The organism is Neobacillus mesonae, assembly GCF_023715155.1.
GTDB classification, from domain to species: Bacteria; Bacillota; Bacilli; order Bacillales; family Cytobacillaceae; genus Neobacillus; species Neobacillus mesonae_A.
Window position 1 is genome coordinate 43,426 of sequence record NZ_JAMBNQ010000010.1, and the last position, 14,473, is coordinate 57,898.

The window sequence follows — 14,473 nt, forward strand, 5'->3', positions numbered from 1 at the left end:
CTTTTCCTATTTAATTAAACATCGGAAGTGTAAAAACAATTGCCATTATAAACAAGATGGTTATATAGTTAACCGAACATAGAAACATGACATTGGCCCATTTCATATCATCTTTTGTAAAAAACCCATAAATACTTACAGCGAGCCAAGCAATATTTAGTATGGTAGCCAGAACCACAAACGTTATTCCAAGTGAACCAAGATAGAATGGCAGCGGCAGCAGGCAGGCAATATAAACGGCCATTTGCCTCTTCGTCATTTCAAAACCATAGACCACTGGAAGCATGGCAACGCCCGCAGCCTTATACTCATCATACTTTTTCATCGCAATGGCAAACGTATGCGGCATTTGGAAAACAAAAATGATCAACGCAAGCATTATTGGAACCACATGATTGCTAGGCTGCACAGCTGCCCAGCCAATTAAAGGTGTTACTGCTCCAGATATACTGCCAATTACCGTATTCATGGTATACCGGCGCTTTGACCACATCGTATACAAAATACAGTAAGTAAACCAGCCGATAAACGCATAAATGACCGCTTCCCAAGTAGTGAAAAGCAGCATTGCAAATCCAAGAATAGTAAGTACAATTCCCAACGTTAAAACGGCCTTTAATGAAAAATGCCCGGTAACCGTTGGACGATTTTTTGTTCGGTTCATGATCGTATCAATATCCACGTCATACCAGTTATTAATCACCAATGCCCCTGCCATCACCAGTGTACTGCCGATAATCGTCAGGAAGAATAAATTCAAATAACTACTAAATGATACACCGCTAAAATAAATAGCCAGCCAAAAACCTGTCACTACCGGAAGTGCATTAGCTATTAGAACAGGGCCTTTAAATAATAGTTTTAAATCATGAAAAATAGTTGAAATACTCCGTTTATCAGAAAAAGCTGCCTTCCCATCAAGACCTGGAGATGCAATGCTTTCCTCTCTCATTTTGTTACCTCCCCCAAAAATGGTCGGAAAATCTATAGTAAATGATAACATATTATGGACAACATATGCCTCATTAAGAATTGTTTCATTTATTTTCCTATTACTATTTTACCATATCATTGGTACTTGGCACGTCTTAAATAATTTGCCAAAGAAGCTGCTAATTATATACTGTTAATTATAATATATCAATAAAATCCTTCCATGACCTGCTGATTTTATGTATATTTCTTGACAGTTTCACTCTGCTTGGGTATCATTCACCCAACAAAACCAATCGGAATTATTACTTTTTTTTAAAACTAGGAGGGGATCAAGTTGAATAAAGTATTTGTGAGAACGGATGTACAGCAAAAATGGTTAGAGCGATTACAAGAAAAAGAATCGGAGTTTAGAAAAAGAGGAGTCATCGCAGATGAGGAGGCCATTTTTCCAAAAGAAAACATCGATGACTTGGTGAAAATGGGCTACCCCAGTATAACACTCCCTCAGGAATATGGCGGTGAAGGATTAAAAGTATATGATATGGTCCTTTTGCAAGAAAAATTGGCTAGTTTAGACTCAAACACAGCTTTATCAATTGGCTGGAGCCTAGGAGTAGTCGGTGAACTTTTTGAAAAGAAGATGTGGACGGAAGATAACCTGCAGTTTTTTGCAAAAGAAGTATCAAATGGTGCTTTGGTGAACCGGGCGGCCAGTGAAGCACAAACTGGAAGTCCAACAAGGGGCGGCCGTCCAGGGACCATTGCTGTGAAAAAGAACGGTGGGTGGCTCATTAACGGCAGAAAGATTTTTACCACGATGTCACCAGCCCTAACTTATTTTCTAACCTCTGCCTGGATTGAGGAAAAACAAAAGATAGGATTTTTCCTTATCCATAAGGATTTACCAGGGGTATCCATTGAGGAAACTTGGGATGTCATTTCCATGCGCGGTACCGGAAGCCATGATCTAGTGCTGGAGAATGTCACTGTGGAGGAATCAAAACTTGTCGAACTGCCTGATTATCCTAGAGGCTCACAGCTGAATGGATGGCTCTTGCATATTCCTGCCTGCTATCTGGGTATTGCTCAAGCAGCAAGAGATTTTGCTATAGACTTTGCCAGCCGCTATTCACCCAATAGTTTAAATGGCCCAATCAGCCAATTGCCTAATGTCCAGCAGCATCTAGGAGAAATTGAACTAGAATTAATAAATGCCAGACACCTGATCTATAGTGTGGCTGCAGCCTATGACGATAAATCGCGAAAAGAATATCTCACCAATGAACTGGGTGTAGTCAAACATATCGTAACGAATTCTGCCATCTCCATTGTAGATAAAGCCATGCGTGTGGTCGGAGCAAAAAGTCTCCAGCGAAGCAACCCGCTCCAGCGTTACTACCGCGATGTGAGGGCAGGCCTGCACAACCCGCCGATGGATGATATGACTATAAAGAAATTAGCGTTGGAAGCAATTGAACAGGTAAAAAAATAGGCATACCTTTTCGACATGCATTGCAATTAGCCGTATATAGCTGATATTTTCATCAGATATATACGGCTATATTATTTTCCATACTATTTAAGAAACTTTACTAGCACCCTTTATTTTTTTAAATTTACCAGACACTGCCTCACCTTTTGTAATAAAACTAACAAGAATGGTCACACAAAGATTCAACATTAATGCAATAGCGCCAGTACTGATATCATTTATAACGTGTGGTACGTTTGGCCAGAAAGTTGAAAGTTTTACACCAGAAATTGTTACATAGGCCACAACCAGCACTCCTATAATTATTCCAGCAATAGCTCCATTTTTATTAATCCAATGATTATTAGATAAGGTAAAAAACAAGCCCGGGGCTAATTGAACAATGAGGCTGTAAGACATTATGTTCAAAATAGCTAATGCATTTCCTCCTTTGATGGTTATTATTAAAGCGATGATAGAAAGACTTATAATAATGATTCTTGATACTACTAATAGTTGTTTATCGGAAGCTTTTGGAACTAATACTTTGTAAAAACTATTTGTTAAACCAACGGATGCCGCCATAAGCATTACAGAAGCAGGAACTAAAGCTGTTAATAAGCCAGCTGCACCAATAATCCCAATAATCCAAGGGTCAAAGGTTTCAACCGATAATCTTAAAAGCGAAAGGTCCCCATCAGCTCCTTGTAAACCTGGTATTTGTATAATTGCCGAAAAGCCTATAAAGAAAATAAAAAGTAATAATAGTGTATATAAAGGTAATACAATTGCATTTTTACGGAGCGTTTTTTCCCCATTAGAAGTTAAAACGACCATAAACGTTTGTGGCAATAAATAAAAGCCGATTGCATTTAATAAGACTGTAGAAATAAACCAAGATTGACTTAAGCCCTGATCAGCTAACGTTAACATTTCAGGTTTAATTGATTGAACAGACTCAAACATTGGCTTAATACCGCCAAAATAATGAAATGGAATATATAAACCTAAAAATATAACAACAACTATAATCAGGAAATCCTTAATGATAGCAGTCCATGCTGATCCATGTATACCGGAAATCATTACATATGTTGTGACAACTATCGCACCGATTACACTTGCCGCAACAGGAGGTATCGCCCCGTAGGAAGCCTCCGAAACTATAATTCCTAAACCTTTAAGCTGAATTACTATATAAGGAACAAGCGCTAAACTTCCCAAGACGGCTACAATCATTCCCATTGCTTTACTATTGAATTTAGAAGCAAAATAATCCGGTTGTGAAATAATTGAATTTTCCTTTGAATATCTCCAAATTTTTGGAACAAACCAATAAGATAGGACATATGCCAAGAAAATATATGCAGGAACATAGTATGCTGCTGCACCTTTTGAATATGCCCATCCACTACCACCTAAAAACGTAAAGGTCGTGTAAATTTCACCAGCTATTAAAAGGAATACAAATAACGTCCCGAAGCCTCTGCCACCTACGGCAAACTGCTCCATATCCATATCTTTTCCTTTTCTTGCTTGAATTCCTAAAAACAGGGCTAAAATAAGGGCGGCAAAAATGATGATTAATGCAATATTCATTTAACATCACTTCCTTGATTTTCAGGGTCAAACCTATACACAATGAATAAAGTAATTGAAGCTACAATCATCCAAAGCGCAACCCAAAATAACAAAAATGGCATCCCCAGTACATAAGGCTCAATTTTATTTGCATATGGCAGGAAACCCAAAAATCCAATAATAGGTATCAATAGTAAAAGTTTAATATAGTTCAAAAAAGGCCCTCCTCGTATAATAAGTTGAGATTCATCTTTCGAGGTAATTTCCAGTCTAGTTTGTTCTTTGATAACTTCGAAAAGCTGTTTAAGATAGCGGGGCTAGTCTCTGCTATCTCAAACACCTGATTTAGGGGTGGACTTTAATGTCCTAGATAATGCTTAGGGTCTTTTGAGGAAATATTGCCAATAAGGTACTACATAGGACAGCACTTGCCCATTTGAATTATGATTCCATAGCTAGAACCGTTTCTAAGATAACATTTACTGCCTTTTCACAATCTTCCCAAGTGGTCTGCTCCTCTTCGACATGGCTTTTTCCATTAATACTTGGGGAAAAAATCATAGCCGTTGGAATAAAGCTGGCAATGAATTGTGCATCATGACCCGCCCCGCTCACCATTCTTTTATATGAATATCCTAATGACTTTGCCGATTGCTCCAACATATTGCAAATATTTCTGTCAAACCAAACTGTATCCCTGTCCCATAGTTTGGTTGCTTTAACTTTACAGCCCTCATTCTTATTCGAAGTTGTAAGTCCTTGAATAATTTCCTCTACTTGCTTAATAATCGCTGGATTTTTATGTCTAGCCTCAAGGGAAAACACTACTTTATTTGGAATAACCGTATGAATATTTGGAAGTACATTTAATCTTCCCATTGTATACACTAATTCATCATCGAGTGCACTTATTTTTTGACGTGCTTCAGTAATTAAGTTATTGGCTGCAAAAAGAGCATCTTTTCTCATACTCATTGGAGTTGTTCCGGCATGATCAGATTCTCCTGTAATTTCAATATCATAGCAAACCATTCCAAGTACACATTCAACAACCCCAATTGTTAGACCTTCCTGCTCAAGAATTGGGCCTTGTTCAATATGCAATTCTAAGAATGCTGTACCTTCCTTTATACGCGACTCTTTTTCCCCTTCATAACCAATCGATTGTAATGCAGAACCAAATGTAATCCCATTAACATCCGTCTGTTGGTGCATCGCTGTTTTATCAAATTTTCCCGACAGAACACCAGATGCCATTAATGAAGGTTCGAATCTTGCTCCTTCTTCATTAGTAAAATTAACAATCGTAATTGGAATTCGCGGTTTAATTTCGTTTTCTACTAAAGTACGAACTACTTCTAAACCAGCCACTACACCTAGAATGCCATCAAAGCGACCGCCTTTTTTGACAGAATCCATATGTGACCCCACAACAATTGGCGGTTTGTTCTCAGTACCTTGCAATGTTGCGTAAATATTCCCCATATCATCAACTTTTATCGACATCCCCAATTCTTCGCAGCAAGAACAAAAATAATCTCTAGCTAAACGGTCTTCTTCCGACAACGCTAGGCGTGTGACTCCATTATTTTCAGTACGTCCAAAATTTGCAAATGCTTCTAATGTATCTTTTAAACGGACTCCATTAATTAACAAATGTTGTTGTTTCAAAATAAGGATCCCCCCCCAAAATTAAATCTTTAGATTAAATTTTATTTCCATCATTTAAATTTTGACTTTCGATGAGTGAAACGGGGCAAATTTGGAATACATATCCTTTCTGCGTCTACGGTCGTAAAAAGTTGTAGCAGCACCATTTTGACGGTTTTCATATAATTCGTCTAAATCTACTTCACCCGTTATGACCATATGCTCATTTAAATTCGCCTCAGCAACTACACCATTCTCACTCCAGGCAGTGTCACAAGGACTTAAGATAGAAGCTCTGCCAAACCCATTTTTTATGGGAGCACCCGGTTCACCAACCATAGGGCAATGTACAACATAGACTTGGTTTTCAATTGCGCGAGCTTGAGCGCAGTGCCTGACTCTCCAAAAACCATACTCAGTAAATGTATACGATGGGCAAAAAATAATTTCTGCTCCATTTCCACTTAAAATATGTGAAACTTCAGGTATTTCTATTTCATAACAAATAGCAATCCCTATTTTTGCTGGTCCAATTTGATACACTTTAAGGTCATTTCCCTCTTTTGTATGCCAGTTAGCTTCTGCGGGAAAAATATGAGTTTTTTTATGTTCAACAAATCTTCCATCCGAGTTAAAAATATAGGCGATATTATAGTAATCCTCTCCACGTCGTTCTAGATGGGAACCTGCAATAATTACCTGTGAACGTTTTTTGGCCAAGTCACTAAAAAAACCTTTATATGATTGTGTGAATTCATCTAGTTTACACATATCTGTTTCCCTAAACTTTTCTGAGTTAGGGAAAGTCGTTAATAAACCTACTGTCAAAAGTTCAGGAAACAGAACATAATCCGTATCCTCTGGCACATCTTTTATCAGGCTGAAAACCTGCTTTTTAAATCCATCAAAATCATTAATAGGCTCTACTTTGAACTGACAAGCGGATATTTTTATTTTTGTCACGTTTTCAACACCTTTCTATACATGACGATGCTTAACTATTTACAAACTGTTCTGCTTTGTATAAAAGTTCACCATCAATCATGGTAGCTTCTACTTTAATGTCCCTTATTCCATCCGGTTTGCATTTTAAAATACTCTCACTTAACACAATAAGGTCAGCCAATTTTCCAACTTCTATGCTCCCTTTTATTTTTTCATCAAAACTTGCATATGCACCATTCCACGTATATAACCTAATCGCTTCCATCAAGCTGATAGATTGATTAATTCCAACTTCTTTTCCTGATTGACTTTTTCGATTAACCGCAACATGTATACCTAGTAAAGGATGGTAATCGGTAACCGGCGCATCGGAACCGGCTGCTGCTACAATGTCCCGGTCAATAAAATCCCGGGCAGCATACATATAATTGACGCGATCCCCGTAATTGTGCAGATACGTATCTCCAAATTCGTATGGAAATGGAGGATTTGGAATAGGAATAAGTCCTAGATTTTTTATTCTATCCTGCAAATCCGGCATTGAAATACCGGCATGCTCAATTCGATGACGATGGTCTTCTCTTGGATATTCTTTAATGGCCCTTTCTACACAATTTAAATACATCTCAATTGCTTTATCTCCTTGCGCATGTACAGTTATTTGATAACCTTTTTTATGGGCTTCTCCTAATACTTGATAAATTTCTTCCTCACTATAATAAAGAATTCCTGAGTTTTCCGAATCACTTGTATATGGGTCACGGGTTGCAATGGTTGGTCCCGTACTACTTCCGTCAGTAAACAATTTTGCTGGTCCAACTTTGAATCTCTCATTCCCTGTACCAGTTACAACACCAGCATTTATCATCTTATGTACAAATTCATGTGAATTATTTAACGAACAAATGATGGCATATACTCGAATCCGAATATCTTTATTCTTAATAGCTTGCTGCAAGATCCGGAAACTCTCGGAACCATTTGCCCCTGCATCATGAACACTAGTTATGCCGGCTTGGATGAAATGATCGGATGCAATTTTTGCAGCCTTCAAAAGTTCACTCTCCGAATAACTAGCAATCTCACTCATTTCCATATTCGCTGCTTCGATTAGTTTGCCTGTCAAAGCTCCAATCGAATCCTTTTCTATCACACCACCGTTCGGATTTGGCGTATTCTCGTTAATGTTCGCCATTTCTAATGCCTTACTATTAACCACACTTATATGGTTACAAGTACGAGTTATGATAATCGGATGGTCTTCCGAAATAGCATCGAGTTCAGCAATTGTCGGAAATCGCTTTTCCTTAACAGCATTTTCGTTAAAGCCCCATGCCCTTACCCACTCACCTTTAGGCGTTTCTTTCGCTTTTTTTCTCAAATCTTCTAAAATAGCACCCACAGAATCTATATGTTTCGCTTTACAACTTACACCTAACTGATTAGCGCCGTATAACAGAAGATGAAGATGTGAATCAATAAATCCAGGTAGAAGCGTTTTACCTTGTAAATCAATTACATCTGTTTCAGTTCCAACCCAATCACTTACCCCTGCATTTGATCCCACATAAACGATACGGTTTTCTTTTACAGCTACAGCTTCTACAACAGATTGATCTGCATCTACTGTAATCACTTCACCGTTTAAAAATATAACATCTGCTTTCATATGCACATTCCTTTCTTTCTACTTTTTTAGATACAATTTTCATAGATTTCTTTGAAAATTTATTTACCTTAATAAAAAAGGTTATTCGAATGGTTATGTTTCTATTGGAAAGTTTTTGTTGAATATAATAACAATAGAAATGAAGATGAGTACCTGCACTTTTACAATAAAAGTTGAAATTTGAAAGAAGTTAGTTTGAAGTGTCACCGTTGTTTTAAAAAACTCAAGAAAGTTGAAGAGTGAAAGGTCTTTGATGTATTTAAGTGTAAAAAGATAACAATTACTCGTATAAACTGAGTGGCTTGACTTATGAAACGAAAAGGTTAAAAAGGAGCCACAAACCATTGGCATACTTGTTTAAGATTAACCGTAAGACTTTTCCACAAAAAAGCAGAGGATAGGATAGACATTCTATAAACATTTTAACAAAATAGTTAATGCATTGAATTTGTATATTACTCTGTAAATTTATTATATTCAAATTAGAAAGCGCATTCATTAGACATAATGTCAATTTATCCCCATGAATTTCTTAACATTAACGAAATTTAGAGGGCATCCCTTTTTTTGCCCCTTGTAGATATTTTTGCCTCCTCTAAACTTTTTAGATACCTTGGGAACATTTGAATTTACCCGCTATATGGGGAAAAAACATTTTGATTATTCTTATAATTTACTATATTTCCTTTTAAATGTAAAAAGGAATCCTCCCTATTCCTTTCGTCAGACTAATTATAAGCAACTAAATAATCTCCTTACACAAAGGATAGAACTTGCAGTATTAATAAGTTAACTTATTAAAGGCTATCTAAATAACAGACGAAGCACATGGATTCTATCCATGTGCTTCGTCTGTCTTCATAACACTGTAATTTGGGCTCCCTTCCTTAAAACGGAGATACATCCACAAATAAAGCTTAAAGAGCAATGGTCAAATAGAAATCTCAAGGGACCTGCATATTTGGGGTTATAATATGACTGTTACGCAGCCTTCTTTACCCTCATCTCCATTCGATCGCTTAAATAAGTTGACCCAAGGATAAGAATTCCTCCGATAATTTGGACCATATTCATACTTTCACTTAGAAAGATAGCTGCAAAAATAACGGCTGAAATGGGATCTAAATAACTTAGCAATGCAATTGTCTGGCCCTTTAAATCTTTTATAGAAGTGAAGTATAGAAAATAAGCAAATCCAGTATGGATGATACCAACAATCACCATAAATACGATGGACCGAACGTTTAGGCTTGAAAAATCCAGATTATCCTTTAACAGGACATATGGAAATAAAACAATAACAGCAATTAATAATTGAATCATAGTTGTTTCAAAGCCAGGCAGGTTCTTAATAAATTTATTAAATAATACTACACTTGCATAAAGAGCCGCTGCTGACAATCCGTACAAGATCCCAATGGTATGATTACCGGATGCCCCGCCGGAAGCGCCTCCCATATTAACTAAAAATAAGCCAAGCATGGCTGCTGCAATACTGATGACATTAAACAACCTTAATTTTTCTTTTAAAATAAACGGGGCCAATACCATCACAAAAATAGGTGCAAAATAATAGCTCAATGTGGCATTAGATATTGTCGTATAACGATAGGCTTCGAACAGCAAAATCCAATTAAAGCCAAGTGCTGCACCTGACAAAATAAGCAATACTGCATTTTCCTTTATGGCGCCATAAGATTTTTTTTGTTTAATAAGTAAACTTGCCCCAAGCAAAAATATGCTGCCTATCACTCCCCTAAATAAAGCAATTTCACTTGATGGTAAATTTATATTTTTTACAAATAACCCCAAACTTCCCCAAATCAGCATGGCGGTTAATAGTTTTGCCTTCCCCTTCACCCTTTTATCTCCCTTTCCACCTAAATTTGTATAGATTAATTTTAGGATATGTCGGTTTAAAAGGGAACTAGATATCGTCAAATTAAATGACGAAGTCTTATTTAAACAAAAACGGCCATTGTTGAACTAACTTCAAATCAACAGCATCCCATCTAAATCCAAAACCTCTATTTTTTTATTAGAAATCTGCCTGATATAGCCTTTATGCTGAAGATCAGCTAATTTTCGGCTGATCGTCTCTGGAGTGGTTCCCAAATAGGAGGCTAAATCCTTTTTACTCATTGGCAGTTCCAACATATTGAATTGACCTTGATCTTCCAGACATTCCGCTAAAAAAACGGCAATTCGGGTTTCGGCCTTTTCTGTAGCAAATCGAGTGGTCTGCCTTTCGGCTTCCTCTAGTCTATTAGAAAACTCCGTCAATATTTTTATTGATATCGATGGATACTTCAGCAGAAGTTCCTGCAGGTCTGTTCGATTGATCATACAAATTTGTGTCATTGCTATGGCTTCCGCATATGATTCGTGCGTTTCTTCTTTAAACAAAGCCAATTCTCCTGTAAAATCACCAGGATGCAAAATACGAACCAATTGTTCCTTTCCTGATTCAGATAACCGATAGATTCTTATCTTCCCTTTGTTTAAAATATAAAGGGAGTCCGACTTGTCACCAGCATGATAGATAATTTCTCCACGCTTAAAAGTACCGGATTTGGCTGTTTTCATGATTTCAGCCATTTGTTCCGTTTCTAAGTGATTAAAAATTGGAACGAGCGAAACGCACATTTTTTCATGCTGATGACATGCGTGCATATTTTCTTCCTCCACTATTTTCACACCTTTTCATTTATAAATTTTTGTAACTTTACTGCTCCCTCTTCTTTCTTATGATTAAATTTAATTAATCTCATGGCATTTAAAATGACGAGCAGTACGCTTGCTTCATGAATAAACATACCTGACGATAAATGAACTGATCCGAGCAGTACTCCAGCTAAAAGAACGAATACAATTGATACAGCGAAAAAGGTATTTTGTTTCATGTTGAAGATTGTTGCTATTGAAAGTGCATAGGCATGGGATAATTGCACAAGTTTATCTGCCATTAAGACTACATCAGCTGTCTCCATAGAGATGTCTGTGCCGCCTTCGCCCATTGCCAGCCCTATGTCTGCGGCTGCAATGGCCGGAGCATCATTTATCCCGTCTCCTGCCATTGCGACTACATGACCTTCCGCTTTTAATTTTTTCACATATTCAACTTTCTCCTCTGGTAATAATTCTGCATGAAATTCATCTATTCCCAGCTGCTCGGCAACCAATTGGGCAGTGTAGCGGTTATCGCCTGTCAGCATAACAATTTTCTTTATTCCATTATTCCTCATTTCATTCAAAGCCTTTTGGGCATCATCACGAATTTGATCCGCTATGGAAATAACACCTGCCAGCTTGCCGTCTATAGCTGCAAAAATTACCGTGTTGCCTTCTTTCTCTCTCTCGAAGCAATAGACCGACACTTCCCGCGGAATATCAATGTTTTCTCTCGTGATTAATTTACGATTTCCAATTACTAAATGATATCCTTCAATATCAGCACGGATCCCATTTCCTTTAACGACTTCTCCGCTTTCAACATCACTAGACAGATTTATTTTTCTAGCCTTTGCTTCCTTCACAATCGTTCGGCCTAAATGGTGTTCAGATATCGTTTCTGCTTGGGCAACAAGGCTTAGTAAATCATTTGTACTCATTTGTCCGAATACCTTAACATCCGTTACTTCCTGTTTCCCCATTGTCAGTGTTCCTGTCTTATCCAGTACAAGTGTATCAACTTTGGAGAATCGCTCCATTATTTCTCCGCCTTTAACAAGGATACCGTTTTTAGCTCCATTTCCAATCCCTGCGACATTTGAGACCGGAGCGCCGATGATTAGAGCTCCTGGGCAGGCAACTACTAGAAATGTGATGGCTAAATGGAGATCTCTTGTCTGAACGAATACGATAATGGATAAAAGCACTACAGCAGGCGTATAAATCGTTGAAAATTTATCAAGGAACTTTTCCGTTTTTGACTTTGATTCCTGCGCTTCTTCGACCAATTCAATAATTTTTGCAAAAGTGGTATCATCCCCTACCTTTTCAGCCATTATTTCAATATAACCATTATCAACGATAGTGCCGCTAAATACTTGATCATCCGCATATTTTGCAGACGGTATAGGTTCTCCAGTTACCGCTGCTTCATTTAAATAGGCATGTCCGGATAAAATCTTCCCATCCACCGGGACCTTTCCACCAGACCGAACAATGACGCGGTCCCCCTTCAGAACTTCCTCCACAGGGATGGTAACTGGAACTCCATCACAAATCACTTCTGCTTCCAGTGGTGCCATTTCTACAAGTTTCTTCAAAGATGACCGAGTTTTTTCCAATGTCCTTGCTTCAAGGAAATCTCCAAAAAGGAACAAAAAGGTGACGATTGCTGACTCAGTGTATTCCTGGATAAAAATTGCTCCGATTACAGCAATACTAACTAGAAGTTCAATACTAAAAGCTTTCATTGCTAATGCCTGATAGGCCTTGAGAAAAATAGGGACACTGGCGATAACTGTTGCGGCCAAAAGAGCCAAGTTTTTCAAGGTGGTCATCCCCATTACCCCAGTAAGAAAACCACTGGCAATAAAAAGCCCAGATATTAGTGCAATTTTGTTTTTATATTGGTGAACGAACGCGATCATATCAACATCCTCCCATCCCTTATCTTTACCTATATGCTAAGGTACTTTTAGATTTAAAGAATTGATGACAGTCAAGATTTGGAATCTTTATCATGATTTTGAGAACCTGGAGATAAGAATTTCATCTGAGTTTGTACTTATAAAGCGGTTATGAGGACGGGTAGCATTTAATTTTATCGGAATTTGTTCTCATCAAACGTCTATGAGGACTGGTAGCATAGTTTTCCTATTGGAACTGTCCTCATACATCCTCTATGAGAACTCGAAGCATTAGATTTTATAAGTATTTGTTCTCATGAAATGTCTATGAGGACTGGACACACAGATTTCTTATTGAAACTGTCCTCACAAACCCTCTACGAAAACGGAAGCCATTTGATTTTATAGGGATTTGTTCTCATGAAATGTCTATGAGGACTGGAAACACAGTTTTCCTATTGGAACTGTCCTCATAAACCCTCTATGAAAACGGAAGCCATTTGATTTTATAGGGATTTGTTCTCATGAAATGTCTATGAGAACTCGAAACACAAATTTCTTATCCAACCTGTCCTCATAAGTTCCTATAAGAACAGAAAATCAATCAAGCAACCTCACAAAAAATAACCCCTATCCGCTGCCAGCGAATAGGGGTGGGTTTAAGAACATCCCTTACGAGACTTTCGAAGAGAGCACTGGGTACCCTAATTTCGTAATCTTCATTTCTAATTCTTTTCCATTGACCTTTGATCCATCGAATTCAACCTTGACCTTACTTAAGCTAAACAACACCTTGGCAGATTCCACTCCTGCCGTCTTATTCAAAGTAGTCTCGATTTTTTTAATACAAGATGGACAGGTTAACGGATCCAATTGATAAATAGCTTTTGCCATGCTCATTTCCTCCTTTTCTTTTGTATTTTTAGTTTAAATTTTTTCAACAAGAAAAGATTTGATAGTCATCAAGTTTTTAAGATTTTAAAAAACATACACAATTCCGACCTAAATTTGTCAATGTTTAGGGATTTTCAGAGCCATCTATGGTGATAGAATGATGGTGAAAGGGAGAATAAAATTCCAAATTATTTAGGGGGAATGAAAACATGTTAGATATGTTTTCTAAAATTGTGGTTCCATTCGATAATTCTGAGTTAAGTAAAAAAGCATTAGAAATGGCTATTACACTAGCCAAGCAAGATGAAAAGATCACATTGGATGTTATAACAGCTGTAGATACAAATTCTTCCGTCTACGTATATGGTGCTTATACATCAATTGACCCCATACGGAAAAGCATGCTTGAAGACGCCAAAAAAACGCTTAACGATATAGAAAAGAAATTAAGTGATGTCCCTAATAAGACACAAACACATCTCTTAGAAGGAAGTCCAGGTAAATCCATCATTGACTTCATTAACAGAGAACAGCCAGATTTGGTTGTTATGGGAAGCCGCGGATTAAGCGGGCTGAAAGAAGTGTTCTTAGGAAGTGTCAGCCACTACGTGGTCCAAAAATCCCCACGCCCTGTGTTTATTGTTAAATAAAGGATATTTTCGTAACCTATGTTGTTATGCCAAGAAAAGCGGTAGTTTATTCAATTTAGGAATAAGCGGACTCTGCGAAAAAGCTGGATTACAGGATAGC

The 14,473-nt window shown here is 37.5% G+C and carries 12 protein-coding genes; 2 read left to right on the top strand and 10 right to left on the bottom strand.

Annotation, left to right across the window (positions count from 1 at the left end; genetic code table 11):
- Positions 1 to 10 precede the first annotated feature (10 nt).
- On the bottom strand, positions 11 to 952 hold the full coding sequence (cyoE, locus tag M3183_RS10935; RefSeq protein ID WP_251469447.1) for a heme o synthase: 942 nt from the start codon (positions 950 to 952) through the stop codon (positions 11 to 13).
- Positions 953 to 1,270: 318 nt separating this feature from the next.
- Between cyoE and M3183_RS10940 the strand changes: the two genes are divergently transcribed.
- Entirely contained in the window at positions 1,271 to 2,428 is a 1,158-nt protein-coding gene (locus M3183_RS10940) for an acyl-CoA dehydrogenase family protein (RefSeq protein WP_251469450.1), read from the top strand.
- 87 nt (positions 2,429 to 2,515) lie between these two features.
- On the opposite strand, the gene M3183_RS10945 is transcribed toward M3183_RS10940, so the two are convergent.
- From M3183_RS10945 to M3183_RS10985, 9 genes are all read right to left on the bottom strand, one after another.
- A complete protein-coding gene (locus M3183_RS10945; protein ID WP_251469453.1) occupies positions 2,516 to 4,006 on the bottom strand; it encodes a sodium:solute symporter family protein in 1,491 nt (496 codons plus the stop codon).
- Positions 4,003 to 4,203, bottom strand: a complete 201-nt coding sequence (locus M3183_RS10950) for a DUF3311 domain-containing protein (protein ID WP_251469455.1) — start codon at positions 4,201 to 4,203, stop codon at positions 4,003 to 4,005. Before M3183_RS10950 ends, M3183_RS10945 begins: the two co-directional genes overlap by 4 nt.
- 226 nt (positions 4,204 to 4,429) lie before the next feature.
- On the bottom strand, positions 4,430 to 5,659 hold the full coding sequence (locus tag M3183_RS10955) for a Zn-dependent hydrolase (protein WP_251469457.1): 1,230 nt from the start codon (positions 5,657 to 5,659) through the stop codon (positions 4,430 to 4,432).
- A gap of 54 nt (positions 5,660 to 5,713) precedes the next feature.
- On the bottom strand, positions 5,714 to 6,601 hold the full coding sequence (locus M3183_RS10960) for a nitrilase-related carbon-nitrogen hydrolase (RefSeq protein WP_251469460.1): 888 nt from the start codon (positions 6,599 to 6,601) through the stop codon (positions 5,714 to 5,716).
- 31 nt (positions 6,602 to 6,632) lie between these two features.
- Positions 6,633 to 8,252, bottom strand: a complete 1,620-nt coding sequence (locus M3183_RS10965; protein WP_251469462.1) for an amidohydrolase — start codon at positions 8,250 to 8,252, stop codon at positions 6,633 to 6,635.
- A gap of 981 nt (positions 8,253 to 9,233) precedes the next feature.
- Positions 9,234 to 10,112: a DMT family transporter gene (locus M3183_RS10970; protein WP_251469464.1), complete on the bottom strand. Its 879-nt coding sequence runs from the start codon at positions 10,110 to 10,112 to the stop codon at positions 9,234 to 9,236.
- 132 nt (positions 10,113 to 10,244) lie between these two features.
- On the bottom strand, positions 10,245 to 10,925 hold the full coding sequence (locus M3183_RS10975; protein WP_251469466.1) for a Crp/Fnr family transcriptional regulator: 681 nt from the start codon (positions 10,923 to 10,925) through the stop codon (positions 10,245 to 10,247).
- A gap of 20 nt (positions 10,926 to 10,945) precedes the next feature.
- On the bottom strand, positions 10,946 to 12,850 hold the full coding sequence (locus tag M3183_RS10980; RefSeq protein WP_251469468.1) for a heavy metal translocating P-type ATPase: 1,905 nt from the start codon (positions 12,848 to 12,850) through the stop codon (positions 10,946 to 10,948).
- 651 nt (positions 12,851 to 13,501) lie between these two features.
- Positions 13,502 to 13,723, bottom strand: coding sequence for a heavy-metal-associated domain-containing protein (locus tag M3183_RS10985; RefSeq protein ID WP_251469471.1), 222 nt, complete (start codon positions 13,721 to 13,723; stop codon positions 13,502 to 13,504).
- A 209-nt stretch (positions 13,724 to 13,932) separates the two neighbouring features.
- Between M3183_RS10985 and M3183_RS10990 the strand changes: the two genes are divergently transcribed.
- Positions 13,933 to 14,373, top strand: a complete 441-nt coding sequence (locus M3183_RS10990; protein ID WP_251469473.1) for a universal stress protein — start codon at positions 13,933 to 13,935, stop codon at positions 14,371 to 14,373.
- Positions 14,374 to 14,473 lie beyond the last annotated feature (100 nt).

Excerpts from the sequence above, each read along its gene's own strand:
- M3183_RS10980 (WP_251469468.1), bottom strand. The coding sequence starts at position 12,850 with ATGATCGCGTTCGTTCACCAATATAAAAACAAAATTGCACTAATATCT.
- M3183_RS10965 (WP_251469462.1), bottom strand. The coding sequence starts at position 8,252 with ATGAAAGCAGATGTTATATTTTTAAACGGTGAAGTGATTACAGTAGAT.
- cyoE (WP_251469447.1), bottom strand. The coding sequence starts at position 952 with ATGAGAGAGGAAAGCATTGCATCTCCAGGTCTTGATGGGAAGGCAGCT.
- M3183_RS10990 (WP_251469473.1), top strand. The coding sequence starts at position 13,933 with ATGTTAGATATGTTTTCTAAAATTGTGGTTCCATTCGATAATTCTGAG.
- M3183_RS10975 (WP_251469466.1), bottom strand. The coding sequence starts at position 10,925 with ATGCACGCATGTCATCAGCATGAAAAAATGTGCGTTTCGCTCGTTCCA.
- M3183_RS10945 (WP_251469453.1), bottom strand. The coding sequence starts at position 4,006 with ATGAATATTGCATTAATCATCATTTTTGCCGCCCTTATTTTAGCCCTG.
- M3183_RS10985 (WP_251469471.1), bottom strand. The coding sequence starts at position 13,723 with ATGGCAAAAGCTATTTATCAATTGGATCCGTTAACCTGTCCATCTTGT.